The 23,834-nt window shown below is 69.3% G+C and carries 23 protein-coding genes and 1 pseudogene; 12 read left to right on the top strand and 12 right to left on the bottom strand.

The window, feature by feature from the left end; all coding sequences use genetic code 11:
- Positions 1 to 85: 85 nt before the first annotated feature.
- The 6 genes from ACIRHA_RS36190 to ACIRHA_RS36165 all read right to left on the bottom strand — a co-directional run bounded on the left by ACIRHA_RS36190 (position 86) and on the right by ACIRHA_RS36165 (position 8,797).
- On the bottom strand, positions 86 to 886 hold the full coding sequence (locus ACIRHA_RS36190) for a hypothetical protein (RefSeq protein ID WP_403854770.1): 801 nt from the start codon (positions 884 to 886) through the stop codon (positions 86 to 88).
- Positions 879 to 6,869, bottom strand: a complete 5,991-nt coding sequence (locus ACIRHA_RS36185) for a toxin glutamine deamidase domain-containing protein (RefSeq protein WP_403854958.1) — start codon at positions 6,867 to 6,869, stop codon at positions 879 to 881. Before ACIRHA_RS36185 ends, ACIRHA_RS36190 begins: the two co-directional genes overlap by 8 nt.
- Positions 6,870 to 7,044: 175 nt before the next feature.
- On the bottom strand, positions 7,045 to 7,359 hold the full coding sequence (locus ACIRHA_RS36180; RefSeq protein WP_403854767.1) for a hypothetical protein: 315 nt from the start codon (positions 7,357 to 7,359) through the stop codon (positions 7,045 to 7,047).
- A gap of 59 nt (positions 7,360 to 7,418) precedes the next feature.
- Entirely contained in the window at positions 7,419 to 7,889 is a 471-nt protein-coding gene (locus ACIRHA_RS36175) for a hypothetical protein (RefSeq protein ID WP_403854764.1), read from the bottom strand.
- 95 nt (positions 7,890 to 7,984) lie between these two features.
- A complete protein-coding gene (locus ACIRHA_RS36170) occupies positions 7,985 to 8,416 on the bottom strand; it encodes a hypothetical protein (protein WP_403854761.1) in 432 nt (143 codons plus the stop codon).
- A 150-nt stretch (positions 8,417 to 8,566) separates the two neighbouring features.
- Positions 8,567 to 8,797, bottom strand: coding sequence for a hypothetical protein (locus ACIRHA_RS36165; protein ID WP_403854758.1), 231 nt, complete (start codon positions 8,795 to 8,797; stop codon positions 8,567 to 8,569).
- A 171-nt stretch (positions 8,798 to 8,968) separates the two neighbouring features.
- On the opposite strand from ACIRHA_RS36165, the gene ACIRHA_RS36160 reads away from it, so the two are divergent.
- The 4 genes from ACIRHA_RS36160 (at position 8,969) to ACIRHA_RS36145 (ending at position 13,097) form a co-directional block, all read left to right on the top strand.
- Positions 8,969 to 9,556, top strand: coding sequence for a GntR family transcriptional regulator (locus ACIRHA_RS36160; protein WP_403854755.1), 588 nt, complete (start codon positions 8,969 to 8,971; stop codon positions 9,554 to 9,556).
- A 250-nt stretch (positions 9,557 to 9,806) separates the two neighbouring features.
- On the top strand, positions 9,807 to 10,829 hold the full coding sequence (locus ACIRHA_RS36155) for an MFS transporter (RefSeq protein ID WP_403854752.1): 1,023 nt from the start codon (positions 9,807 to 9,809) through the stop codon (positions 10,827 to 10,829).
- A 151-nt stretch (positions 10,830 to 10,980) separates the two neighbouring features.
- Positions 10,981 to 11,952, top strand: coding sequence for a dihydrodipicolinate synthase family protein (locus tag ACIRHA_RS36150; RefSeq protein ID WP_403854749.1), 972 nt, complete (start codon positions 10,981 to 10,983; stop codon positions 11,950 to 11,952).
- Positions 11,949 to 13,097 carry a mandelate racemase/muconate lactonizing enzyme family protein gene (locus ACIRHA_RS36145; protein ID WP_403854746.1) on the top strand — a complete coding sequence of 383 codons (1,149 nt, stop codon included), beginning with the start codon at positions 11,949 to 11,951 and terminating at the stop codon, positions 13,095 to 13,097. Before ACIRHA_RS36150 ends, ACIRHA_RS36145 begins: the two co-directional genes overlap by 4 nt.
- Before the next feature lie 55 nt (positions 13,098 to 13,152).
- Here the strand turns inward: ACIRHA_RS36145 and ACIRHA_RS36140 are convergent, their stop codons facing one another.
- The gene (locus ACIRHA_RS36140) at positions 13,153 to 13,614 is read right to left on the bottom strand and encodes a MarR family winged helix-turn-helix transcriptional regulator (RefSeq protein ID WP_403854743.1); all 462 of its coding nucleotides are present in this window, start codon (positions 13,612 to 13,614) and stop codon (positions 13,153 to 13,155) included.
- A gap of 190 nt (positions 13,615 to 13,804) precedes the next feature.
- Here ACIRHA_RS36140 and ACIRHA_RS36135 point away from each other — a divergent pair, with 190 nt between their 5' ends.
- Entirely contained in the window at positions 13,805 to 15,064 is a 1,260-nt protein-coding gene (locus ACIRHA_RS36135; protein ID WP_403854740.1) for a cytochrome P450, read from the top strand.
- Positions 15,065 to 15,092: 28 nt separating this feature from the next.
- Positions 15,093 to 15,299 carry a ferredoxin gene (locus tag ACIRHA_RS36130; RefSeq protein ID WP_403854737.1) on the top strand — a complete coding sequence of 69 codons (207 nt, stop codon included), beginning with the start codon at positions 15,093 to 15,095 and terminating at the stop codon, positions 15,297 to 15,299.
- A gap of 108 nt (positions 15,300 to 15,407) precedes the next feature.
- Here ACIRHA_RS36130 and ACIRHA_RS36125 read toward each other — a convergent pair whose 3' ends face one another.
- The 3 genes from ACIRHA_RS36125 to ACIRHA_RS36115 all read right to left on the bottom strand — a co-directional run bounded on the left by ACIRHA_RS36125 (position 15,408) and on the right by ACIRHA_RS36115 (position 17,234).
- A complete protein-coding gene (locus ACIRHA_RS36125; RefSeq protein WP_403854734.1) occupies positions 15,408 to 16,184 on the bottom strand; it encodes a hypothetical protein in 777 nt (258 codons plus the stop codon).
- Positions 16,185 to 16,317: 133 nt separating this feature from the next.
- The gene (locus ACIRHA_RS36120; RefSeq protein ID WP_403854731.1) at positions 16,318 to 16,626 is read right to left on the bottom strand and encodes a GNAT family N-acetyltransferase; all 309 of its coding nucleotides are present in this window, start codon (positions 16,624 to 16,626) and stop codon (positions 16,318 to 16,320) included.
- 92 nt (positions 16,627 to 16,718) lie between these two features.
- Positions 16,719 to 17,234 (bottom strand): carboxymuconolactone decarboxylase family protein, encoded by a 516-nt coding sequence (locus tag ACIRHA_RS36115; protein ID WP_403854728.1) that lies wholly within the window; start codon positions 17,232 to 17,234, stop codon positions 16,719 to 16,721.
- Positions 17,235 to 17,347: 113 nt separating this feature from the next.
- Here ACIRHA_RS36115 and ACIRHA_RS36110 point away from each other — a divergent pair, with 113 nt between their 5' ends.
- From ACIRHA_RS36110 to ACIRHA_RS36100, 3 genes are all read left to right on the top strand, one after another.
- Entirely contained in the window at positions 17,348 to 18,337 is a 990-nt protein-coding gene (locus ACIRHA_RS36110; RefSeq protein WP_403854725.1) for a pirin family protein, read from the top strand.
- 72 nt (positions 18,338 to 18,409) lie between these two features.
- Entirely contained in the window at positions 18,410 to 18,748 is a 339-nt protein-coding gene (locus ACIRHA_RS36105; RefSeq protein ID WP_403854722.1) for a GNAT family N-acetyltransferase, read from the top strand.
- A 31-nt stretch (positions 18,749 to 18,779) separates the two neighbouring features.
- Entirely contained in the window at positions 18,780 to 19,823 is a 1,044-nt protein-coding gene (locus tag ACIRHA_RS36100; protein ID WP_403854720.1) for an NADPH:quinone reductase, read from the top strand.
- On the opposite strand, the gene ACIRHA_RS36095 is transcribed toward ACIRHA_RS36100, so the two are convergent.
- Positions 19,817 to 20,869, bottom strand: coding sequence for an NAD(P)-dependent alcohol dehydrogenase (locus tag ACIRHA_RS36095; RefSeq protein WP_403854718.1), 1,053 nt, complete (start codon positions 20,867 to 20,869; stop codon positions 19,817 to 19,819). The two genes, ACIRHA_RS36100 and ACIRHA_RS36095, sit on opposite strands and share 7 nt — an antisense overlap.
- Before the next feature lie 117 nt (positions 20,870 to 20,986).
- Between ACIRHA_RS36095 and ACIRHA_RS36090 the strand changes: the two genes are divergently transcribed.
- Together ACIRHA_RS36090 and ACIRHA_RS36085 are read left to right on the top strand one after the other, a co-directional pair.
- The gene (locus tag ACIRHA_RS36090; protein ID WP_403854715.1) at positions 20,987 to 21,583 is read left to right on the top strand and encodes a TetR family transcriptional regulator; all 597 of its coding nucleotides are present in this window, start codon (positions 20,987 to 20,989) and stop codon (positions 21,581 to 21,583) included.
- A 150-nt stretch (positions 21,584 to 21,733) separates the two neighbouring features.
- Positions 21,734 to 23,044, top strand: coding sequence for a hypothetical protein (locus tag ACIRHA_RS36085; RefSeq protein ID WP_403854712.1), 1,311 nt, complete (start codon positions 21,734 to 21,736; stop codon positions 23,042 to 23,044).
- Between the two features lie 22 nt (positions 23,045 to 23,066).
- On the opposite strand, the pseudogene ACIRHA_RS36080 reads toward ACIRHA_RS36085, so the two are convergent.
- A pseudogene (locus ACIRHA_RS36080) lies at positions 23,067 to 23,301 on the bottom strand (cytochrome P450); the annotation flags it as partial.
- Here ACIRHA_RS36080 and ACIRHA_RS36075 point away from each other — a divergent pair.
- Positions 23,242 to 23,805, top strand: a complete 564-nt coding sequence (locus tag ACIRHA_RS36075) for a hypothetical protein (protein ID WP_403854962.1) — start codon at positions 23,242 to 23,244, stop codon at positions 23,803 to 23,805. The pseudogene ACIRHA_RS36080 and the gene ACIRHA_RS36075 sit on opposite strands and share 60 nt — an antisense overlap.
- Positions 23,806 to 23,834 lie beyond the last annotated feature (29 nt).

The following is a 23,834-nucleotide window of genomic DNA, read 5'->3' as shown; positions in this document are numbered from 1 at the left end:
TCAGGTTCACCGGGGGCACTTGAGGTGTGGCATCGACGGGCGGTCCCAGCCCGCGGGTAGCAGCCCCACTGCGAGTTCAAGGTTCCTATTGCGTGCCGAGTGCGTCCTGGACGGATGACCGTACTCGGTCGTCTCCGCTCATTGCCAGATACTCGGCGAAAGCGCGCGCTTCCGGGGTGTTCGAGCGCTGGACGATGGACACCGCGTGCAGGAGAGCGCGGGGACGTGGATCCTGCGCAAGCACATCCGTCGCCAATGAGATCGCGGTGGCTGCGTCTACGGGGGACAGGGAGGCGGCCAGGTCCACGAGTTGCGTGGCGAGGTCGAAGCTCACGGGATTCCGTGCTGTGAGGGCCGTTACTCCGCGCGCCACTACGGTGCGAATCGACACAAGCAGGGTTGCGGCGGTGGGGGGATCCAGTTGATCGCCGAGCTTCTCGTCGAAGTACTCACTGTCCGCGATACCGATCAAATGCCCGAAGGCCTCGGTGCGTTGATCCCAGGTGTCCTTCTCGCGTGCCAGGACATCACTGTCGCCCACAGCGAGAGCCAACTGGGCGAAGGTGTTGTCCACCGAGAACTTGCGGTCCACGAGGAGGTCGTACCAAGGTGCCCGTTTGGGGTCTCGGGTGGCTGCGATCACGGCCGTGTACCCGGCAGGTTCGGCCCAGGTGGTCAGGGCGACGCAGGACAGGAAGCGCTCGCGGTCGTCGGCCGTCGGATCCTGGAGGAGGGCGGTGAGTCCCGGCACGCGTTCCCGGTGGCGGGGGTCGTCGAGGGCTTCGTAGATCACGTCCTCAAGATCATTGGTGGGCCGGCCCTTGAAGTCCGTGCCCAGCAGTGCCTCGAAGCGGTTGGCTCCTGTTTCCTGCACGAAGTCACCCACCGAGCGGCCCCTCAATGTAATTGCTTGGAACGACGCCCTTGATGAGCCATTCTTCGTCACGTCGCGTGTTCATCATGTCGATCATACGTTGTGCGATCCTCTTGGCCTTTGCGTTGCTCAGGCCTTGCGTTCGGGCCATTTCCTGGGCCTGCGACTTGCTGGTCCCAGGCGGAACGGTCAGGTCCACAGGCCTGCCGGCGATCCTGTCGGCGTTCTCCTGGATGCTGCTCTGGACCTTTTCGGGCGAGTAGACCTCGACGTCTTGGACACGGCCGGCAGCAATGTCCTGCTCCAGCCGGTCCAGATCAATGCGAATGCGATTCGACCCGAATGCCTTCGCGTTGGCACCTTCCGAACTCAAGGAGGTGTAAGGGCTGTCCGATTTCGCAGGATCGCGGCCCACTACGTGATCGACGACACTCGCGGTGCCGTGCGGGTTCGCGGGAACCAGGTCGCCTTCCGCGTTGATGTGCGACTTGCGTTGGCCTCGACTGTTCATCTCGGACTCGAAGTTGTCGTCCTGGCGTACGAGCCCGGGCCTGGGGTCATCGTCGCCCTCGCCCGCGGCAGGCGGCTCGGATGGAGGCTGTTCACTGTTGGGTGGTTCGGCGTTGCCGGCAGGATCCGCCGGAGGCCTGCGGTCCGCGCCTGCTGGGTCTGCGGGCGGGGTGCGGTCCGCGCCCGCCAGGTCCGCAGGCGGTGGTGTGGTGTCGGGAGGGGGCTGGTCCTGGTCGTTCATCGTCGCGAGGAGGTTGTCGACGAAGTCCAGGTGCTGGTGGATCTCCCGGTCCATGAGGCGGCGGTTGGGCGTCTTGTAGCCGTCCAACGCCTTCTTGATCTCCGCCTCGGATTCCCCCTGGGCCTGCCGAGTGGCGCGCTCCTGTGCCAGCAGACCGTCGCGTTGAGGATCGACGCGGTAGGTGGTGCTGTAGTAGACGGGCACCCCGTTCATCGCCTCGGAGCTGCGGATCGTCCGCGAGCAGTCCGCGTGACCGGAATTGCCGGTGCGCAGACCACAGGGTTCCCGCTCGGTGTACAGGCCGGCCACCCGGTACTGGGGACGTCCCTCGGCTGCCCTGCCGTTGTTGAGTTGCTCGATCGACTCCAGGATGTGGCTCTCCGAGTGCCGTGGTCGCACGGCGTCTCCTGCGGCCGGGACCGAGGAGTCGATGATGTAGTGGCTCTCGCCGTGCTCGTCGACGACCTCCACCACCGCGTAGTTCTTGTCGGAGAAGTCCGGCGAGTTGCGCTCCGTCTCCTCCAACAGATCCCTGAGATCCTGCGGGACGTTGTCCTTGGGGCGAGCCGTGGCCTCCCTTCGGGTGGAGGCCACGGACTCGTGATGGTCGTGGGCCGGGTCCGTCCTCTGGCGCTTCTTGGGCGGGGCGTCGGCGTATGGGTCATTGTTCGGGGCGGGCTCCGGGCTCGCGCCCACCGCGTTGTTGGCGTGGAAGGAGTGGCTCATCCGGGCCAAGGTCGCCAGCGCGGCGTACCGGTCGCCGTCGTTCATCCGCGACCACGCCGGGTCGAGGTGACGGCGCAGATCGCTGTCGGTGAAGTTGGTCGCCGGCATCGAGACGTTGTCCCGGTGCGCCTGGAGCGACTCCTTGTGCCCATTCTTCGCATCCGACACGGCGTTCTTCGCGTCGTTCAGCCGCTGCTCGGCTGCCGGCCGCTCCGCCGGATCGGCCTTCTTCAACGCCCTCTTGGCAGCGGCGAGTTCCTTCTTCGCGTCGTCGAGCGACTGCTTGGCGTCGCGGATGTGCTGCGCGGCCTCCACATGTTGCTGCCGTCGGCCCTGGGACTCCTGCAGCAATTCGTGCAAGGGGGAGGGGGCGTCGCCGCGGGGCTCGGCCCAGGCACGCATCTGCTGCTGGACCGGATCCAGATCGATGCGCCGTACCGGGTGCTTCTCCCGGAGGTCCTGCTGTGATTGATCCGGAGGGAGGTTCGCATGCTGCTGGCTCTGGGCCTCCGGGTCGGGGAGGCTCTGGTTGCGCTGCGCGCGAGTGGCTTCCGCGCTGGGGCTGTTGGACGGAGAGGTGGAACCTGCGGGGTTGTGCGGTGCGGGGCCGGTGGTCTGTCCCTGGCTCTGAGCGGCAGGCTGGTTGGTGGTGTCGAGGGGGCGGCGGTGGGCGTCCAGGGGGATGGCGAAGACGCCGTTGTTGCCGCTGTGGAGCGGAGTGGTGCTGCTCTGGCCCGTCTGCGGGTCGGCGTAGACGATCTGGCCGTTGTGATTGACCACGTTCCAGGCGTGGGCGCGGCCGTCGGCGTTCTGGGTGATGATCACGGCCTGTGAGCCGTGGCCCTCGTTGAGGAGGGAAGTCTCCAGATTGTTGTACGCGTCGCGGCCGTCGCCGAAGTCGCTGAACTCCGCGCCCAGGGTGCTCTCGATACGGTCGCGGCCTCCCGGCTCCGGGGTGCCTGCGGGGGAGCCGTCCTCGTTCGGGCTGCGGCGGGCGGCGACCGTGGGATTGCCCGCGTACGAGTCGGTGAACGCCAGTGCTCCGTCAGGGCAGTTGACGTCGCGGCCCGAGTCGTCGGGGTTCTGGCCGCGGATGTCGTTGAGCCACGACCCTTCGCGCGGGTCGGGGGCCTGCTGGAACGAGCCGTCCTCATTGCGCGGGAATCGTTCCTGCTGGGCGCGGTCGTCGGCGTCGGTGGGGTCGTCGTAGCCGTCCGGCGGGCCAGAGGGGCGGGTGTCGGTGGCCGGGCGGACCGGCTCCGCGGACTCCGACTGCTGGTTGTCGTCCGGGGAGTCGTCGGAGTCCTGAGAGTCCTGGGAGCCGGTCTCGTTCTGCGGTGAGGTCGTCTCCGGGGCCGTCGACGGCTCGGACGACGGTGAGGTGTTGGACGGTTCGGGCGACTGGGCGTCGGACGTCGGCTGGTTCGTCGACGAGTCGGAGTCCGGGGTGTTGTTCGTGTCCGGGGTGGTCTCCGTGGACGGGTCGGGTGTCGACGAGGGCAGAAAGTACGGGGTGATCGGGTTCCGGTTGGCGTCCAGCGGGGTGTAGAAGACCTCTTGGGCGCCTGTGTGGATCGGGTTCTCGCTGACGACTCCCGTCTGTGCGTCGACGAACAGGACCTGGCCGTTGTGGTTGACCGCGGCGAAGGCGTGGCCGCCACCGCCGGGCCAGTTGACCCCGATCACGGCCGCCGAACCGTGCCCGGCCTGCGACAGCTCGTGGGCTATTCGCGCGTACGGGCTCGGATGGTCGTTGCCCGCGTACGTGCTGGGTGCGCCGGCCCAACGCGTCTGGTTGTCGACCGAGTCGCGCTCCGCCGAGAAGGTGTTCAGGCTGCCGTCCGCGTTCTGGTCCAACGTGCGCGGGGCGGACACGGTGGGGCGGCCGAACCATGTCTCGAGGAACGAACGGGTGCAGTCGGCGCAGTTGTTGGACCGGCCGGGGACGCCAGGGCCGCCGTCGTTCTGGAGACCGGCCCAGTTGCCCTGCCGCGGGTCCGCGAACACCTGCGGGGTGCCGTCGGGGTTCCTCGGGTGGGCGTTCTCGAGGTCCTGCTGGTGGGCAGGGTCGGGTGTGGTCAGGCCCTCGTGCGGGATGTTCAGGTCGTTGCGGATGTCCGAGAGGTTGTCCGCCTGTGGCGGGGGCGGAGGGGCCGTGGGCTGCTGCTCGTGCTGGTTCTGCTCGTGCTGGTTCTGGTCGGGCGTCTGGGTGGTGGCGTCCGGCTGTGGGGTGTTCGGCTGGTGGTTGTCCGGCTGTTGGTTGTTCTGGGCAGGCATCCCCTGGTCGTTCGGCGTGGACGTGGGGGATGACTGGTGGTTCGTCGGGCGGTCGCCGCGGGGCGGTGTGGTCGGGCGGCTCGGGGTCTCCGTGCGCGGCGTCTCGCGGCGCGGCGGCGATGCGGGGCCGTTCTGGCCGGTGTCCCGGGACGGCGTCGTGGGCCTGGAGCTCGGCTGGTCCGTACGCGGCGTCGTGGCGCTGGGCGTGCTTGCCCGCGACGGCGTCGTGCGGCCGCCCGAGGCCGGCGCCTGTGCCGGGATGGGGCCGGCCGTCGGTGGCGGCATGGCGCCCGGGGTCGCCGTCGAGGGCGCCGCGGAGGACTGGGCCGCCTGTTGTGGGATGCCTCCGTCGGAGGTCTGCGTACCGGGGGCCGGGGGCGTCGCAGTGGCGGCGCCGCCCATGAGGCCGACTTCGGCGTCGTCCGGGTCGTGCGGGGTTGACGCCGGCTGTGTCGGCGCGTGGCCCTGGCCGGGGCTTGCGTGGGAGGTGGGGGCGTTGCCGGGCATGGCGCCGCTCGGCATGCGGGCGCTGCCGGTGCCCTGGTTCTGGTTGTCGTTGTTGGTGCCGTCGCCGGAGTCGCCCGGTGTGGGGCCCTGGGCGTGCGCGGGCATGGTGCTGACCGAGTCGGGGCCGACCTGGTGCGTACCGGGGTCGGGGCTGGAGTTGTCCGGCGCCGGGGCCGGTGCGGCGTCGGGCGGTGTGGACGGCGTCGGCGCGGGCTCGGGGGTGTGCTGGTCCGGGATCGACGCGCCCTGGCCCGGGCTGGGGGCGTCGGCGCCATCTGGGCGGCTCGGGGCCGCGCCGTCCGGAGTGGTGTCCGGAGTCGGGGAGGTGCTGACATCTGGTGTGGTGCCCGTGCTCCCGCTGGGCGAGGGATCGGAGGACAGGGACGGTTCGTTGCCCGGTGGTGTGTTCGTCGGGGCGTCCGGGGCGCTGTCCGGACGGGCGGAGTCGGGGGTGGTGTCGGGGGTCGGCCCGCCTTGGACGTCCGGCGTCGTGGCGGACGGCGTGGACGAGTCCGGAGCGGAGTCCGGAGACGAGCCGGGGGTGGACGAGTCGCCGCCCGACGGCTGACCGATGCTGTCCTGGTACGCCTGGGTACCCACGTCGAACGGGCTCGGCGGATCGGAGCCACGGCTCGGCGCGGGCGAGGACGACGAGGTGTCCGACGAGCCCGGGCCGCCGGCCCCGTCCGCCCCGCCGCTCGGCGACGTACTCGGGGTCGAGGAGGGCGAGGACGACGGCCCACCGATGTCCGGCGCCCTGCGCCCCGAGTCCCCGTCGCTCGAACTCGGCGAACTGCTGGAACTGGTGGAACCGCTCGAGGAGTCACCCGACGTCGAACCGGACGAGCCAGGCGAATCGCTGGAGCCGGAGCCGGGAGAGTTGCTGGACGAACTACCGTCACCGGACGACGAGTTACTGCTCGACGACGAACCTCCGGACGACGAATCGCTGGAGCCCGACGAGCTGCCACCGTCGGAGCTCGCCGAGCTGTCGCCCCCGCCATCACCCCCGCTCAACCCGTGCCGCGCCCCGTGCCCCGCCCGGGACCCGGCCCCATCACGCAGGGACTCGCCGAACGTGGAGCCGGAGTTCTCCAGGGCGCTCTTGCCCTCTTCGTAACCCGTCTTGGCGGTGCGGCCCAGGTCGTAGCCCGACTGCTTGCCGAAGTTCTGCTCGACGGTCTGGGCGACCACGTCCGAGATCATGGCTTCGAGGGCGGAGACGAACGGTTCCTTGGCGGTCTCCAGCACCGCTTGCAGGATCTGCTGGGCGATCTCCTTGAGGAGCTTGCGCAGGATCATGCGCGTCGCGGCGGCCGCGCCCATCGCGCCGATCTCGGACAGGCCCAGAGTGAAGGGCGCGGCGGCCTGGGCCGCGGCGATCTCGACCGCCAGGATGACCAGTTGGGCGATCACCGCGATCTTCAGCCCGATGATGAGCATCGCCGCGGCGTCCATGCAGACGGCGATCAGCTCGGCGCCCTGGCGGGCGTCGTCGAAGTAGCCGGAGCCACCGGCGAACTTCTCCCAGGTCTTGTTGAAGCCGTCGATGGAGTCCCCGGCGTTCTCCGCGAGAACGTTGCCGGCGGCGGTTAAGCCTCGGGACTGGAGGTCCGTCACATCGGCGGCGAACTGGCGCCAGGTGTTGGCGCACTCCATCATCTTGTCTTCGTCGCCTGTGGGCCAGTCGAAGCCGCACATCTCAAGAAGCCACTCAAGCCCGTTCGGCAGCATCAAAGCCACGACGAAGACCCCCGTTGTCCGCCATGCATTTCGTGTTGTCCCGGCCCTGTGGGACCGACCTGCCCCGCCTGCCGCCGCACCGTTGGCGCAGACCCATGCTCATGCCAGAGCCTACCCAAAGGCTCCTCGGGCCTCTCAACTCTCCCGTGTCACAGTGCTGTTGCACTCAGCCGTTGTTGGTGCGGCGCATGCTCCGGTAGAGGTCGATCGCCGAGTCCGGCGGGAAGTTGGGAACGTAGGTGACCGCGCCGTCGCTCTTGGAGATCACCATGTGACTGCCGCCCAACGGTGCCTGCGTACCGGGCGGCGGCGGGGGCATGACGGCGTGCACGAGAAAGCCGATGTCGAACTCGGCCACATGCAACGGTGCCGGGTTCCCGGCCGGATCCAGTACCTCGAATCGGGACCGAGCGGCGGCCAATGCCTCGTCGGCGGTGGAGGGGACGGGCTGTACCGGTTCCGGCGCGCCGGGCTGTGACACGGACTCCTCCTGTGCGTGAAGGGGTGACTGCGGGTCAGGGGCGGTGCTGGGAGGACGTGTTACTTGCTCACGGACTTCAGCACATGGACCTCGCCGCCGAACTGGTTCTCCGGCGTCTGCTCCTTGACCAGAGCCTCGTTGAAGTCCTCGTTCTCCTCGTGGTTCTTCGCCATCCGCTCCAACGCCTTGCCGATCTCGTTGAGCTTCGTGGCAAGGTGGTCCATCGAGTCCGTCATGCCGTCCCGCAGGCCTTCGTAGACCACGCCGAACTTCTCGCCGAGTTCGTCGTCCCCCCAGGGCGGCGTGCCCTGCTTGTCGCTGAAGGTGGTCATGCCTTTCCAGGCGTCACCGGCGACGCTCGCGAACGACGTGTCCTTCGGAGCTTCGCCTCCGCCGCCCCCGCCGTCGCCCTGCGCGGCCAGACCGCTCCTCAGCCTGGCGGTCGCCTGGTAGAACTCCCTGCCGATGTCGGAGAAGCTCCGCCCCTCGTTCTTCAGCGTCTCCGGATTGCTCCTGAATCCGTCACCCATGACTACGCCCCCGTTTCACCAACTGGCGCCACTGTGCCGCTGGTTCGCGTCCGCCTCATGTCAGTGCCAGCGTACCCAGAGGCACTGACAAGGACTCAACCCCGGTGGCCGCCCTGTCCCCGCTTCTTCGACCCCGTGAACAGGTTGGTCGAAGGACCGTCGCGCTCCTCGCGCTCCTTCTGCTCCTGCTCGTCCCGCTTGCGCTCCCACTCCTCGCGCTTTCCGCGCTCGGCCTCGCGGTCCTCCATGGTCTGGGACTCGGCGGCCTGTCGGATCTCGGTCATGCGGTCACCCAGCGCGTCCATGTAGCGCTCGTCCTTGATGGCGTCGGTCATGCCCATACGTCCCGAGAGGATGCCTTGGGCCATTTCCTGCAACGGGCCGTTCACGTTGGGGTTCCTGGCCAGCGTGCGCAGCGCCTTGTGGAGGCTCTCGGCCTGCTCCGGGTCCCGCGCGACGTCCATCAGCTCCGAGTCGTCGATCTCCCGATCGCCCGGCCCCGACCCGCTTCCCGACCTGTTGGTCACGAGGTTCCCCCTTCGAGTTCGAGCCCAGAGGGCCCTTCACGCGCACCGAACACGGTTGTCGCACTCGCTACAGCCTGTCGCAACTGTTGACGAGCTTATCCAGCCGGCTGTTCGAACCGTCAACCGAACCCGGGGCGGACGTCTAGGGCCTTAGCGCGGCGCCTTGGCCGGGGCGGCGGCCCCGGCTTCCTTGACGAGATGGTCGCCACTGGTCAGTGACTCCCACAGAGGCTTGTCCACGCGGACTTTGACCGTCGTGCCGTCCTGGAGACGGATCTCGACGTAGTGGTAGACGTTCGAACCGTCGGTCGCCCTGCGGGTCTTGTCGACGACAACGCCGTCCCAGGCGTCTTCTTTGTGAACTTTGCGGGATTTGAACATTTCCCCACTGTAGCTGTCGGTGTTGCGCCGAACTCCATGCTTGCCGCAGACCCATTGCCCTTGGTGGTCCCGGCGGCTACGGTCCAGTCATATATGACATATGAGATTCCATTTGGGGGCTCGACCTTGCCTGCTTTCAGTCCGGTTGCCCTGCCGTCGCGGACCGCGCACGTGCTCGAGGCCATCAAGGCGGCGATCCTCAACGGGGAGTTCAAGCCGGGGGCCCCGCTCGTGGAGAACGTGCTGGCGGGGGAGTTCGGTGTGTCGAAGACGCCCGTGCGCGAGGCGTTGAAGGCGCTGGAGGGCTCGGGTCTCGTCGTCATCCGACCGTTCGCGGGTACGACGGTGCGCGAGCTGAGCGAGCAGGACGCGCTGGCGATCTACGACATGCGGCTGCTCCTGGAACCGGAAGCGGTACGGCGCAGCGTCATCGCCGGAAGCGACTTCTCCGAAGCGGCACAGGCGTTGGAGCGGGCGGCGCTCGCCGAGGACGCTTCGACGCGCTCCACCGCCAACAGAGATTTTCACCGCGGCCTCTACGCCGGGTGCGGCAACCCGCTCCTCGTCCGCTCGCTCGACGGGCTCCGGGAGCAGACGGCGCTGGTCTCCGCGTCCTCCTGGGCCCGTTCGCCGTCGTGGCAGGAGGAGTCCCGCGAACACGCGGCCGTGCTCGAGTGCGTGCGCTCGGGGAAGGCCGATGACGCAGGGACCCTCGTACGCCGCCACATCGAAGGATTCGTGACCCGGCACCTTCAGTAGACCCGGCATTTTCAGCAGGCCCGGCACCTTCAGCAGAGCCGACATTCAGGAGGGGGCACTCACTCACTGATTCGACCGAACGACTGCTTGACGAGGTGCGACCCGTTCACCGCCAAGATCCCGGGCCGCACCTCAGAGATCCACGCTCCGCGAGGAGCGTCGCCGTTACCCACTAGGAGCAACGATGCCCCAGTCTAACGTGCGCACGTCCGCCCCAGCCGGGACAGGCCCCGTTCGCGAGCGCAGCCGTATGCGCTGGACGATCGTCGGATTCTCGGCCCTCGGGCTGACCATCGCCTATCTCGACCGTGCCGCCATCAGCGTCGCGATGCCCTTCATGTCCAAGGAGTTCCACATCAGTTCGGCGGTGCAGGGAGTCCTGCTCTCCGCCTTCTTCTGGACGTACGCCCTCTTCCAACTCCCGTCCGGCTGGCTGCTGGACCGCTTCGGCCCCAAGGTGATCTACCCGATCGCGGTCGGCTGGTGGTCGATCTGGACCGCTCTGACCGCGTTCGCCCAGGGTGTCGGCTCGGTCGTCGTGTTCCGGCTCGGCCTGGGCATCGGCGAGGCACCGGTGCAGCCGGCGAACGTCAAGGTGGTCTCCCGGTGGTTCCCCCGCCGGGAGCGCGCCTTCGCGTCGAGCCTGTTCGACATGGGCCAGCAGATCGGCACGGCGCTCTCCGTCCCGATCGTGACCGCGCTGATCACGCTCAGCGGCTGGCGCATGGCCTTCGTCGTGATCGGTGTCGCCGGCCTGCTGTGGATCGTCGGCTGGCAGCTGGTCTACCGCGAGCCTGAGAAGCACCCACGTGTCTCCGCCGCCGAGCTGGCGCACATCCAGTCCGACCAGGGCGAGATGGTGGCCGCGCAGAACGCCGGCACCGACACCGACACCAACACCAACACCAACACCAACACCAACACCAACACCAACGGTTCGTGGCGCGTGCTGCTGCGCAACAACCAGGTGTGGGCGCTGATGACGGGATACGTCTTCCGCTCACTCTCCGGCGCGTTCTTCCTCACCTGGTATCCGACCTACCTGCTCGACGATCGCGGCTTCACCGAGGCCGAGTTCGGGATGGTCGGCGCCATCCCGCCCCTCATCGCCATCGGCTCCACGGTCCTCGGCGGCATCGTCTCCGACCGCATGCTGGCGTCCGGGATGTCGACGAATCTGGCACGTAAGATCCCGATCGTCTCCGGGCTCGCACTCACTTCGGTTCCCAGGTCGGCAATCTCATCAGCCCGATCGCCATCGGACTCTTCCTGACCTTCGGTGACGGCTCCTATCTCGGCCCGCTGCTGGGCTCCGCCGCCTGCTGTCTGATCAGTGCGGCCATCTACCTGTTCTGGGTCCGCATCAAGCCCATCACCCCCGTGAGCGCCCTTGCGGCAGCCACCGACCCCAAGGGGACCACCTCATGAGCGCGAGCTCGACCCTGAACACCCCGAACACACTGAACACCGCCGATCTCATCGAGCGGTTGAGCACCGTCATCGCGATTCCGGTGGTGCCCTACGGCGCGGACGGCGAGATCGACCACGACCGCGCCCGCGCACTGTCCGCCAGGCTCGTCGCGGGCGGCATCACAGCCCTGACCCCGAACGGCAACACCGGGGAGTTCTACGCCCTCACCCCGGCCGAACGGCGCACTGTCCTGACCAGCGTCGCCTCGGTGTGTCCGGCCGCCACGACGCTCGTCGCCGGTGTCGGCTTCGACGTACAGACAGCAAGCGCGGACGCCCGCTTCGCCCGGGACGCCGGCGCGCACGCCATCATGATCCACCAGCCGGTGCTGCCCTACATGTCGCCGGAGGGCTGGATCGAGTACAACGCGGCGATTGCGGGCTCCGTACCGGAACTCGGTGTCCTGCCCTACCTCAGCAACCCGGCCGTCACCGGCGCACACATCGCGGCCCTCACGAAACGTGCTCCCAACGTCATCGGCCTCAAGTACTCGGTGCCGGACCCGGTGGTGTTCGCCGCCAACCGGGAACAGGCCGGGAACGACGGCCTGTTGTGGATCGCGGGTCTCGCGGAGTCGTACGCGTCCGCCTACTGGCAGGCCGGTGCCCGTGCGTTCACCTCGGGCCTGGCCAATGTCGCACCGGCCGTGCCCCTCCAACTGCTCGCGTCCCTGCGCGCGGGCCGTTACGACGAGGCGGCGGACCTCTGGCGCCGCATCCGCCCCTTCGAGGAGATGCGGGCCCGCGACCACTCGGCGGACAACGTGTCCGTGGTGAAGGAGGCCATGCACCAACTCGGCCTGTGCGGGCGCGAGGTACGTCCGCCCAGCCACGTACTGTCCCGTGCCCGCGCCGCCGAGGTGACCGAAGCCGTCCGGCCCTGGCGGGAACTGGTGCCCGCCCTCGACGAGGAGCTCGTGGCATGAAGATCGAAACCCTGGAGACCTTCCGCCAGCGGGTCGGCGACCGGCCCCGCGTCCTGGTGAAGATCATGACCGACAGCGGTGTGTCCGGCTGGTCCGAGGTCTACAACCACGGCCCCGACCTCGCCTACCCGCCGCTGCTCGACTACCTCTTCGAGCAGATCAAGGGCATGGACCCGCTGCGACCCACCGCGGTCAACCAGTTCCTGCACCAGTCGGCCCGCTTCCCCCAGGGTGCCCTGGGGACCGCCGCCATCGCCGCGATCGACCACGCCCTGTGGGACATCGCGGGCAAGGCACTCGGTGTGCCGGTGTACCAGCTGCTCGGCGGCGCGGTCCGGGACCGCGTGCGGGTCTACGCCGGCCTCTACAACGCCCCGGATGTACCGCAACTGCGCGACAGAACAGCCGAGGTGAACGACCGCTTCGGTTTCACGGCATTCAAGCTCAGTCCTTATCGCCGCGATCTGCACACCACTCGATACGGTCTCGTGGTCCGCGAACTCGGTGACTATTTCGGCGACGTCCGCCAACACCACCCCGAGGACTGGGAGTTCGCCTTCGATGCCCACGCCTGTCTCTGGGAGCCGCACCAGGCGGTCGAGTTGGGCGCAGCGCTCGCGCCCAACCAGCCGCTGTTCCTGGAGGAGCCGATCCGCCCCGAGCACATGCCCTCGTGGGGGCGGATCCGCTCGGAGCTGCGGGTGCCACTGGCGACCGGTGAATCCCTCTACACGACACAGGAGTTCCTCGCGCTGCTCACGGCCGGCGGGGCCGACATTGTGCAGCCCGACATCTGCGTGGTCGGCGGGATGACCCAGATGGTGAAGATCGCCGCGATCGCCGAGGCGCACTACGTGCCCGTGTCCCCGCACAACCCGATGGGCCCGCTGGCCACCGCGGCGAACGTGCACTTCGCGGCGGCCACCACGAACTTCGGCATCCTCGAATACGGCACGGGCTACCAGGTCGACGACATTTCCTGGTGTCCCGACCCGTACCTCCCGGTGGACGGCCACCTGGAGCTGCGCCCCGACCGCCCCGGTTGGGGCATCGAGATCGACGAGGACGCACTTGTGGCCGACGACTGGGCCGCGTGGGGCCGCAAGGTGCCCGTCCGCCGCGACGGGTCCACCGCCTGGATGTAGGCACGGGCCCACCGCCTGGGTCGGTGGGCGCCCCCGAAAGGCGGCGTCCGCCGGCTCAGCGCGGCCAGGGCCGGCCCGTACGTTCCTCGATGTCGGTGTTGAACCGCTCGAGGTCCTCGACGAACCGCAGCAACCGGTCCTCGGGCCAGTCGCCGAGGACGTCGGTGAGCCCGGTGGCGATGGCCTCCCGGTCGGTGTGCAGCCGCGTGCGCCCCTCGTCGGTGATCCGGTACTGCCGGGCGATGCTGCCTCCCGGATCCAGCGTCCGTTCCACGAGACCGTCGCGCAGCAGTGCCGTGGTCTGCCGGGTGAGGGTGGAGGGGGTCAGCCCGAAGGCGTCGACCAGGTCGGGGACCGACATCGGCCCCTGCGCCTCCAGGCGGCTGAGCAGGACGTAGGCGCTGCGGTCGAGGGCGTTGTTGTCGAGGCGTACGCGACGCGGAGAGGTCATCTCCAAGTGCCGGTTCAGGATCAGCAGTTCGCGCTCGATACGGCCGCCCGCCTGTCGTGCGTCCACCCCGGCCCCCGCCTGTTCGCCCGTCGTACCCGGTAGGCGATTGAAGCATCCTGCACGCTTGTGCGCCATACATAGGAAGTGCATCATGCATAGACGGTGCATGATGCGCTTTTGTTGAACGGTGCACCGCGCCGGCCCTTTCGCCACCGTGGACACCAGCCGCCGCCTCCACCCCACGAGGAGACGCACCATGACCGACCAGGCCGAACACGCCTACGCCCAACCGCCCGTCCGCCTCCCGCTGTCCGGTGACACCCCGCTCGACCCGCCCGCCGTATGGGAGGAGCTGCGCGCCCGGTGCCCCGTCGCCCAGGCCACGCTGCCCAGCGGTGACACGGCCGTCTATCTGACCAGGTACGACGATGTCCGGGGCCTGCTCTCCGACTCCCGGTTCGTCCGCCCCACCGAGCAGGACAACGCCGCCCGGATGGCGCCCGAGGGCGCGGGCGGAGCCGCAGCCACCGGAAGCTCCGCCATCGCGACCCCCAACAGGGGTGAACCGCACCAGCGTTGGCGTCGCCAGGTGGGCCGCTACTTCACCGTCAAGCGGATGACCGCCCTGCGCCCCGCCATGACGCGCCTCGCCGAAGGCCTCGTGGACGCCATGCTCGCCGACGGCGCCCCCGCCGATCTGCGGGCCGGCCTCGGATTCCCGTTCCCCGTCTACGTCATCTGCGACCTGCTCGGGGTGCCCGCGGAGGACCGGGACCGCTTCTCCGGCTGGTCCGACAGTTTCCTCAGCGTCACCCGCTACAGCGCCGACGAAATCCGCACCGCCCAGGAGGAGTTCGTCGCCTACATGTCCGCGCACATCGCCGCCAAGCGTGCCGCGCCGGCCGACGACCTCCTCAGTGTCCTCATCACGCAGAGCGAGGAGGCGGGCGGTGGGGGAAGCGAGGTCGAGGGCGGCGGACTGAGCGACGAGGAACTCGTCTCCACCGGCATGGGCCTGCTCGTCGCCGGCCACGAGACCACCGCCAACTCGATCGGCAAAATGGTCTCCCTGCTGCTCGCCGAGCGCGGCCGCTGGGAGAGCCTGCTGGCGGACCCGTCGCTGGTGCGCACCGCCGTCGAGGAGTCCCTGCGCTTCGACAGCAACCTCGGCTTCGGGCTGCGCCGTTACCTCGGCGAGGACGCCGAGATCGGTGGAGAGGTCGTCCCGGCGGGCAGCACGGTCGTGTGCAGCATGCCGGCCGCCAACCGTGACGAGCGTGCCTTCGACGGTGCCGACGCCATGAATCTCGCCCGCACCCCCAATCCGCACCTCACCTTCGGTGTGGGGCCGCACTCCTGCCTCGGCCAGGCGCTGGCCCGCACCGAACTCCAGGTCGTCCTTGAGGTCCTGCTGGCCCGCGTGCCCACCCTGCGCCTCGAGGTCCCCGCCGCCGAACTGCGCAAGACGGAGGGGCTCCTCGTGGGTGGCCTGAGCGAAGTCCCCGTCAGCTGGTGACGCGGGTGACGCGTAGAGGAGACGCACTGTGAAACTCAATGTCGACGTCGACCAGGACAAGTGCTGCGGCGCCGGTGCCTGTGTCCTGTCCGCGCCGGAGGTCTTCGACCAGCGGGACGAGGACGGCATCGTGACCCTCCTGGCCCCCGAACCAACCTCCGCACACCACACCGCCGTACGCGAAGCAGCGGCCATGTGCCCCACGGGGGCGATACATGTGAGCGAGCCCGACTGATCGGCTCAAGGTGACGCGGGGGCCGGCGCTTGGCCGGGGCGCACCCCTGGTCGGAGCGCACCCCTGGGCGGGGCGCACCCCTGGGCGGGGCGCACCCCTGGGCGGGGGTCAGATGTTCGGGGCGTTCACGATCTTGCCGGTCGGGGCCTTCGCGCCGACAGCCGTGCCGAAGTCGGACCACGTGATGGTCGCCATGCCGGTGCCGTTGCTGTACGGGCTCTCCTGCTGCAGCAGGTAGGGCTTGCCCGTGGTGGCGACGCTGAACGTGGCCTGCTTGCTCGGGTCCGAGCCCTTGGCGACGGCCGTGGCGGCGGGCTGACCCGCCACCTTGGTGGCGGGGCCCTTCGTGAGGCTGAGGGAGTTCTTCTCCGGCTTGCCGAACTGCTCGCCGTGGCAGTAGCTCGCGAACACCTTCGTGAGCGCGGCGGTCGGCGAACCGTGCATCCACTGGTCGGCCTTGATGGTGCCGGCGCCGTTCTTCTTGGCCCAGGTGGAGAACGTGGAGTCGACCTTGCCCCAGACGTCGTCGCCCTTGCGGATGACCTCGAAGGAGCCCATGTCCTTGAGGTCGACCGTGCCGGCGCACTCCGTGGCGGAGAGCCGGAGATCGGACTTGGCGTCCGAGCGCGACATGACTTCGTGCACCGAGCCCGCGGCCGCCTTCGTCTCCGTGCCCTTGGTGCGCAGCTCGACGGCGGAGAGCTTGTCGGCGCCGTTCGGCTTGGCGTCGGCCTTGGCCGGCTTGTCGGCGGCGGTCGACGCCTTGCTGTCGCCGTCCGCGGCCTTGTCCGAACCGCTGTTGCAGGCCGTCAGTGACACCAGAGCGGCGGCGCAGGCGAGCGCGGTGGCGGCGCGGCGGACGGACAGGACGTGCGTGTTGTTCATCATTTCCCCGTTGACCCCGTGAATGTGTGGTTGCCGTAAGTGGCATGTGCCATTCAATCAGTGACGGGTTACGCCTCGTGGTGCGGGGTCCACTCAACGTACGCACACGGCTGTTCCCGCGCCCCGGAGCTTGTCAGTCCTCGACCTTGCTGCGGCTCTGGTAGGCGAGGTCCTGGTAGTCGGGGTGCCGGGCCATCCAGCCGGAGATGAACGGGCACACGGCCAGAACCCTGAGCCCGTCCGCCCGTGCGGCATCCAGGGCCACCCGCGCCAGCGCCGAACCGACACCCTGCCCGTTGTACTCCGGGTCGACCTCGGTGTGCGTGAAGACGACGAGCCCGCTCTCCTTGGTACGCATGTACTCGGCGAAACCCGCGTGCTGCCCGTCGATTCGGGCCTCGTAGCGGTTGGCGTCGGGGGAGTCGGTGATCTCGATGGCCATAGTGGGCCCTCCATGGGGTGGTGTGGTCTCGGGCGTACTGTCGGTTGCCGCTTGAGCTGTTTCGCGCATTTTGGCGCAATGGGGCGGCGAGGTCACCCGACCGCCGGGTTCGGCATGGCGGCCTGGCGTACCGGGTGCTTGCTGAGGATGGAGACCCGGTTGAAGGCGTTGATGGTGATCGCCGTCCAGATCACGGCGGAGATCTCGGCATCGTCGAACACTTCTCGGGCCGCCCCGTACGCCACTTCCTGCGCGACGGCGTCGTCCGGACGTGTCACCGCCTCGGCAAGGCCGAGTGCCGCCCGCTCCCTGTCGGTGAACAGCTCCGCGTCCCGCCACCCCGGCAGAACTCCCAGGCGCAGCGGGGACTCTCCGGCGTGCAGAGCGGCACGCGTGTGCGTGTTGAGGCAGAAGGCGCACCCGTTGATCTGGGAGACACGTACGTTGATCAGCTCCCGCAGCTCGGGTTCCAGGCCGGCCTCGGTGGCCTCGGCGCGCACGGCCTCGGAAGCGTGCCGGAAGGCCTTGTACGCGTCCGGTGACTGCTTGTCGATGAAGACTCGGCGCCGGTCGGACGCGTGGGTGGTGGTCGCTGCGCTGCTGGTCATGGCTGAGCCCTCCCTGGTTCGTGACCGCCTGGAGGAGTGGCGGCTCACGTCAATATAGTTTACCGTTCAATCACCCTGCGACGGGGAAGATCGGAAAGAGGGGGCAGAGCACCATGTCCGCATACGAACAGGCGCCGGTCGAGGCGCACCGTGCAACCGTGACGCGACGTCAGAAAGCCACGGGTGGGCGGCAGGTGGAGGTGCTGTCGGCCCGCGAGGTGCCTCTCGGTGGCCCGCGGGCGATGGTCGTGCGGCGCACCCTTCCTCAGCGGGAGCGGAGCCTGATCGGCGCGTGGTGCTTCGCCGACCACTACGGGCCCGAAATCGTCGCCGTCAACGGCGGGATGGATGTCGCGCCACACCCGCACATCGGGCTGCAGACGGCGAGTTGGCTGTTCGACGGGGAGATCGAGCACCGCGACAGCCTGGGCACGCACGCCATGGTGCGGCCCGGCGAACTCAACCTGATGACCGCGGGCCGGGGCATCAGCCACTCCGAAGTCTCCACCCCGGACACCACGATCCTGCGCGGCGTCCAGCTCTGGATCGCGCTCCCGGACGAGCACCGCGACGTGGCGCCGGCGTTCCGGCATCACGCCCCGGCCACCGTGGCCCTGGACGGAGCCGAGGCCAGGGTCTTCCTCGGCACACTGGCCGGAGACACCTCCCCGGTCCCCACGTACTCCCCGCTGCTCGGCGCGGAACTCGTGCTCGAACCGGGCGCGCACACCACCCTCGCGGTGGACCCGTCCTTCGAACACGGCGTCCTGGTCGACGAAGGCGCCGTCCGGGTCGAGGGAACCGCGGTGCCGGGCGGACAGTTGGGCTACCTCGCCCCGGGCGGCGAGACCATCACCCTCGCCAACGACGCGGGCAGCCCCGCACGGCTTCTGCTGCTGGGCGGCACACCGTTCGGCGAAGAGATCGTGATGTGGTGGAACTTCATCGGCCGCAGCCATGAGGACATCGTCACGGCACGCGAGGAATGGAAGGCCGGAGCGGGACGCTTCGGCACGGTCGTCGGCCATCCGGGCGAACGCCTGCCGGCACCCGAACTGCCCAACAGCAGACTCAAGTCACGCGGGAACCGCTCACCGCGCTGACCACCTCACGAACACACCGAATACGGTCAACACACCAAGCCCGTCCCTACAGGTCACAAGGAGACAAGCGTCATGACACCTGCCACGAACCCGGTCGTGGAGCACCGTCCCGACGAACAGCGCTACGTCATCACGGTCGACGGCGAACCGGCCGGTTTCACCGAGTACCGGGACCGCGGCGAGCAGCGGGTCTTCTTCCACACCGAGGTCGACGACCGCTTCGCCGGGCAGGGCCTGGCCTCGACCCTCGTCACCGAAGCCCTGGCCGACGTCCGCGCCGGCGGCAAGCGGGTCGTCCCCGTGTGCCCCTACTGGGCCAAGTACGTGAAGAAGCGCGAGCAGGAGACGGCCGACGTCGTCGACCCTGTGACCCCGGAGGTCACGAAGTGGCTGCGAGGCCGGTTGGGCTGAACCGCCCCCCGGGAATACGACGGGCCCACGCGTGATTGCCCAGAGCATGAAGGCGATCGTGTACAACAGCAACGGCGACTCCGAGGTACTGAAGATCGAGGAGCGCCCCGTCCCCGACCCCGGACCCGGCGAGGTCCGCGTCGAGGTTCACGTTTCCGGGGTGAACCCCACCGACTGGAAGGTCCGGGCGGGGGTCTCGGGGAGCCTCGGGGACGGTGAGAGCCAGGTGCCCAACCAGGACGGCGCGGGCCGGATCGACGCGGTCGGGGAGGGAGTCGACCCCGGGCGGATCGGTGAACGGGTGTGGCTGTATCTCTCCGCCGCAGGTCGCCCCGACGGCGGCACGGCCCAGGAATACTTGACCATCCCGGCCGAGCGCGCCGTACCGCTCCCGGACGGGGCCGACTACGACCTGGGCGCGGCGCTCGGCGTCCCGGCGCTCACGGCCCACCGTGCGCTCACTCTCGCCGGCGACGGCCCCGACCGGTTGTCGCCGGGCGCGCTCGACGGCCGGACCGTGCTGATCGCCGGGGGAGCCGGTGCGGTCGGCAACGCGGCGATCCAGCTGGCCCGTTGGGCCGGGGCGACGGTCATCACGACCGTCAGCTCCCCGGAGAAGGCCGACCTGGCGAAGGCCGCCGGCGCCCACCACATCGTCAACTACCGTACGCAGGACGCCGCCAAGGTCATCCTCGACCTCGCGCCGGACGGCGTGGACCTCGTCGCCGAGGTCGCCCCGGCGGTCAACGCCGAGCTGAACCTGGCGGTCACCCGGAACAACGCCACGATCGCCTTCTACGCCAACAACGGCGGCGACGAACTGCGCCTGCCGCTCCGCGCGACCTTCGGCCGGAACCTGGACTGGCACGGCCTGTCCCTCTACACGGTCCCGGCCGATTCGATGCGCAAGGGCGTGGCCGCCGTCTCGGAGGCCGTCGCGGCCGGTGCGCTGCGGGCGGGCGTCGAGTCCGGCCTGCCGTTGGCCCGCTTCCCGCTGAACCAGACATCAAAGGCACACGAGGCCGTCGAGGGCGGGGCGGTGGGCAAGGTCCTGATCGACGTCAGGGCTCAGTAGTCCAGGTCCAGGTCCGACATGTCGAGCACGAAGCGGTAGCGGACATCGTTGCGTTCCAGGCGTTCGAGGGCCGTGTTCACCTGGGACGACGGCAGTACCTCGACGTCGGCGGTGATGTGGTGCTCGGCGCAGAAGCGCAGCATGGCAGCGGTGGACGAACGCCCGCCGCTGCCCGCTGAGCTGAGCTTCTTGCGGCCGATGAGCAGGTCGATGGTGTCCACGGTCACCGGTCCGAGGTGGCCGAGGTGACTGAGGGTGCCGTCCATGGCGACCACGCGCAGGTACGGGGCGAGGTCGTGCGGGGCGGAGATGGTGTCGATGACGACGTCGAACCGGTCGCGTACCGCTTCCAGTTGCCTCGGGTCGGTGGAGACGACGAAGCCCGTCGCCCCGAGTTCGCGCGCCTCGTCGGCCTTGTCGGGTGTGCGGCTGATGACCGTGGTCGTGGCTCCGAGTGCGGCGGCCATCTTGACCGCGAGGTGCCCCAGACCGCCCAGTCCTGCGACGGCCACCGTGCTGCCCGGACCCACCCCGAGGGCCCGCAGCGGCTCCCAGACGGTGACACCGGCGCAGAGGAGTGGGGCCGTGGCGGCCGGGTCGAGGCCCGCGGGGAGGCGGTACGCGAACTGATGGTCCACCACGTACTCGCGCGAATATCCGCCGAGGGTGGTCGATCCGTCCTGCCGGTCGGTTCCGCCGTAGGTCAGGGTCGGGAACTCCCGGCAGAAGTTCTCCTGTCCTGCCCGGCACATGGGGCAGGTGCCGCATGAGTCGACGATGTTGCCGACGGCCACGGCATCGCCCGCGGTGAACCCGGAGACCGCGTCGCCGACCTCGGTCACCACTCCGGTGAACTCATGGCCGGGAACGAGCATGCCGTTCGCGTCGTCGGTGTGTGCCTGAAGTGCGTGCAGGTCGGTGTGGCAGACGCCGCAGTACTCGACGCGCACGGCGATGTCGTCCGGGCGCAGATCCCGGCGCTCCAGTGTCGTGCGACGCAGGGTTCGCGTGGCGCCGTCCGCTTGCCATCCGGTCGTGGAACGCATGTCGACTCGATCTCCTCGGTCATCCTTTAGACAGACTGTTCGGTCTATTAAGAGTAGGCACGCCGGCGGCGCGAAGTAAACAGACGAGTTGGTCTGTCGCCTGTTAGGTTGTGTCGCATGCCCGATCAGCCGTCCAGCGCGCGGGGAAGCGCGACGTACCAGCGCATCCTCGACGCCGCCACCCTCGAATTCGCCCAGTACGGCATCGCCGGCGCGCGCGTCGAGCGGATCATCGCTGCCGCGCGCACCAACAAGGCGCAGCTCTATGGCTACTTCGGCAACAAGGAAAAGCTCTTCGACGCGATCTTCTTCGCGTCACTGGAGCGCATCGTCAACGTCGCCCCCATCGACGCCGAGGACCTCGCCGACTGGGCGGTGCGCCTCTACGACGAGTACCTCGCCCGCCCCGACCTGATCCGCCTCGCCACCTGGGCACGCCTGGAACGCCGCCCGACCGGGCACCTCGTGCGGGACCACGACCACCACGACGACCACAAACTCCGCGCCATCGCCGAGGCCCAGGCCGCGGGGCGCGTCAGGCAGGGCGACCCCTTCGACGTGATGGCCGTCGTCATCGCCATGTCCATGGCCTGGTCGCCGGTCAGCAACGTCTACGCCGCCTCCGCCGAGGAGCCCGAGGCCGTCCACGAGCAGCGGCACGCGCTGCTGCGGGACTGCGTGGGCCGGGCGGTCGCGCCGGTCCAGCGGGGGTGAGCGGTGTCGTGCGCGCTCAGGCGGCGGGATTCTGTGCGATCGGTCCCAGCCCCCCCCCGTCTCCCAGGGGGAGCTTGCCCGTCGCGGGAGGCCCTGTACGAGGCGGGCCGTGGCCCGGATGGCCGCTGACCGGTACTACAGTCGTCGCGCATGACGGATTCTCTGATCACCCGCCGCACGCTCATCGGTGCGGCAGCAGCCACCGGGGCCTTCGCGCTGGCCGGCTGCGGCAAGGGCAACAACGCGGGCGGGAACGGGAAGAAGCGGCCTTCGTCCGGCGCGCCCAGCACCGATGCGACCCGGCTCGGTGAGCTTCCGCCCGCAGCCGACACGGCGTCGGCCAGATCGACGGGTGGGGCGTGGCGCTATACACACCTCTCGTCCGAGCAGGGCGCCTCGTACCAGGCCCTTTCCGTCACGTCGAGGGACGACCTGTGGCTGCTGGGAACCCGCACGCAATCCTTCACCCCGTTCCTCGAGTACTGGGACGGGAAACGGTGGAGCGAGCCCGCGATGCCCGGCGAGCTCATCGCCGGCGGCCGACGATCTCTCTGGGCTCTGGCCGCCGGGGCCTCCGGCCAACTCTGGCTCGCACAGCGCACGGTGGACCACGAGCAACTCGCTGTATTCCACCGGAAGGACGGGGCGTGGCAGCGGCTCCCCGACCCTCCGGCGGTCGAGGGCAATCACATGTCCGGCGGGGCGACGCAAGGCGCCTGGTGTGTCGCCTCCGGAGCGCACGTGTGGGTCGTCGTCCACGGCGAGATCGTGCACTGGAACGGGGAGCGTTGGGATGTGCCGACTCCGGGCTTCCCCGTCGCCGCACTGACCGTCGCGTCCGCTGAGGACGGATCCCCTCGTGTCTGGGCGGCCGGGTCGACGGACGAGGACTACCCGCAGCTCGCCACGGCCAGGTGGGCAGACGGTGCCTGGCAACGGCTGGACACCCCCGCGTACCACTTCCCCGAGCCCGTCCCGCCTGAGGCGGCCGCCGTGTTGGAGACCATCGTCCACGACCCCGTGAGCGATCGTATGTGGGCGCTGGGCGGCCACGACTTCAACCACGGAGAGGTGGAGGAGGAGCCCGATGCCGAGACCATCGTGCTGACCAGGGAAGGCGACGCATGGCGCAAGGTGAGCATTCCCGACTTCGGCCGGGGTCTCACGAGTTCCACGACCGTTCCCGACGGAACCGGCGGCCTGCTCCTGGACTCACGGATGCGCCGCACCAAGGACGGGAAGGTGCACAAGCTGCGCGATCCGGGCCGATTGCCCGAGCCGTCCGAGGTACCGAAGCCGAAACGCAAGTACGACTTCGGGCAGCCCTTCGACGTCGCCACGACCAGGCTGATCCCGGGCACCCGTACGGTCCTCGCCGTTGGCGGCGTCACCTTCAACAACTCCTCGGACACGGGCGACGCGCCCCAGCGCCCCGCGCTCGCCCGCTACGACGCGTCCTGAACTCGGCCTGGCTCGGGGCCGGTTACCAGGCGACGGGGAGTTCGTGGATCCCGTAGATCACGGCGTCGTACTTGAAGGGCACCTGGTCGATGTCGAGCGCGGCGCGCAGCGTCGGGATGCGGCGGAACAAGGTCGGGTACACGACCTGGAGTTCCATCCTGGCCCGCGCAGTGGTGGGGGCCGGTGCCGAAGGCGAGGTGCTGGCGAGGGTTGCGGGTGATGTCCAGGGTGTCGGGGTCGGCGAAAACCTCGGGGTCGTCGGTGTCCCGGATGACGGCGAGCTGGTCGGGGTGCTCTCGGTGCGCTCCGAGGACCCCCGCGCGCTCCTGGAGGACCTGCGTCCGCGCGTGGAGAACTGCGCCCGTGGCGCGGCCCTTGCCACCGGTGCCGACGTCGAGATCCGGCACAACGACCCGGCGTATCTGTCGATCCGGCCCAACCCGGTCCTCGAGCGGCTCGTCGACGACGCGTACCGGGCGATCGGCCGCGAGACGGAGCCGCACCGCGAGGAGGTGTTCCCGGGCTCGACGGACATGGGCAATGTGAGCCAGGTCGTTCCCTCGATCCACCCGAACATCGAGATCGTGCCGGGACTGACGATGCACAGCCGTCGGGCGACGGAGATCGTCGGCGGCGAGCACGGCGACCGCGCCGTCCTCGACGGGGCCCTCATGCTCGCCATCACCGCGGCGGCCCTGTTCCGCACCCCCGGACTCGTCGACGAGGTGAAGGCGGGCTTCGTGGAGGGCATTCGCGTCTGACCGCGGTGTGGTGTGTGGTGCCGTCCGGC

Source organism: Streptomyces sp. NPDC102360 (genome assembly GCF_044766085.1).
Taxonomy (GTDB): domain Bacteria; phylum Actinomycetota; class Actinomycetes; order Streptomycetales; family Streptomycetaceae; genus Streptomyces.
The sequence above is the reverse complement of the archived record's forward strand: the minus strand, read 5'-3'. Positions and strand labels throughout refer to the sequence as shown.

Bases quoted from the DNA above. Each gene is read 5' to 3' on its own strand.
- ACIRHA_RS36165 (WP_403854758.1), bottom strand. From the start codon at position 8,797: ATGTTCAAATCCCGCAAAGTTCACAAAGAAGACGCCTGGGACGGCGTT.
- ACIRHA_RS36115 (WP_403854728.1), bottom strand. From the start codon at position 17,234: ATGACCAGCAGCGCAGCGACCACCACCCACGCGTCCGACCGGCGCCGA.
- ACIRHA_RS36125 (WP_403854734.1), bottom strand. From the start codon at position 16,184: ATGAACAACACGCACGTCCTGTCCGTCCGCCGCGCCGCCACCGCGCTC.
- ACIRHA_RS36110 (WP_403854725.1), top strand. From the start codon at position 17,348: ATGTCCGCATACGAACAGGCGCCGGTCGAGGCGCACCGTGCAACCGTG.
- ACIRHA_RS36120 (WP_403854731.1), bottom strand. From the start codon at position 16,626: ATGGCCATCGAGATCACCGACTCCCCCGACGCCAACCGCTACGAGGCC.
- ACIRHA_RS36175 (WP_403854764.1), bottom strand. From the start codon at position 7,889: ATGGGTGACGGATTCAGGAGCAATCCGGAGACGCTGAAGAACGAGGGG.
- ACIRHA_RS36150 (WP_403854749.1), top strand. From the start codon at position 10,981: ATGAGCGCGAGCTCGACCCTGAACACCCCGAACACACTGAACACCGCC.
- ACIRHA_RS36085 (WP_403854712.1), top strand. From the start codon at position 21,734: ATGACGGATTCTCTGATCACCCGCCGCACGCTCATCGGTGCGGCAGCA.
- ACIRHA_RS36105 (WP_403854722.1), top strand. From the start codon at position 18,410: ATGACACCTGCCACGAACCCGGTCGTGGAGCACCGTCCCGACGAACAG.
- ACIRHA_RS36185 (WP_403854958.1), bottom strand. From the start codon at position 6,869: ATGCTGCCGAACGGGCTTGAGTGGCTTCTTGAGATGTGCGGCTTCGAC.
- ACIRHA_RS36135 (WP_403854740.1), top strand. From the start codon at position 13,805: ATGACCGACCAGGCCGAACACGCCTACGCCCAACCGCCCGTCCGCCTC.
- ACIRHA_RS36095 (WP_403854718.1), bottom strand. From the start codon at position 20,869: ATGCGTTCCACGACCGGATGGCAAGCGGACGGCGCCACGCGAACCCTG.
- ACIRHA_RS36090 (WP_403854715.1), top strand. From the start codon at position 20,987: ATGCCCGATCAGCCGTCCAGCGCGCGGGGAAGCGCGACGTACCAGCGC.
- ACIRHA_RS36155 (WP_403854752.1), top strand. From the start codon at position 9,807: ATGCGCTGGACGATCGTCGGATTCTCGGCCCTCGGGCTGACCATCGCC.
- ACIRHA_RS36145 (WP_403854746.1), top strand. From the start codon at position 11,949: ATGAAGATCGAAACCCTGGAGACCTTCCGCCAGCGGGTCGGCGACCGG.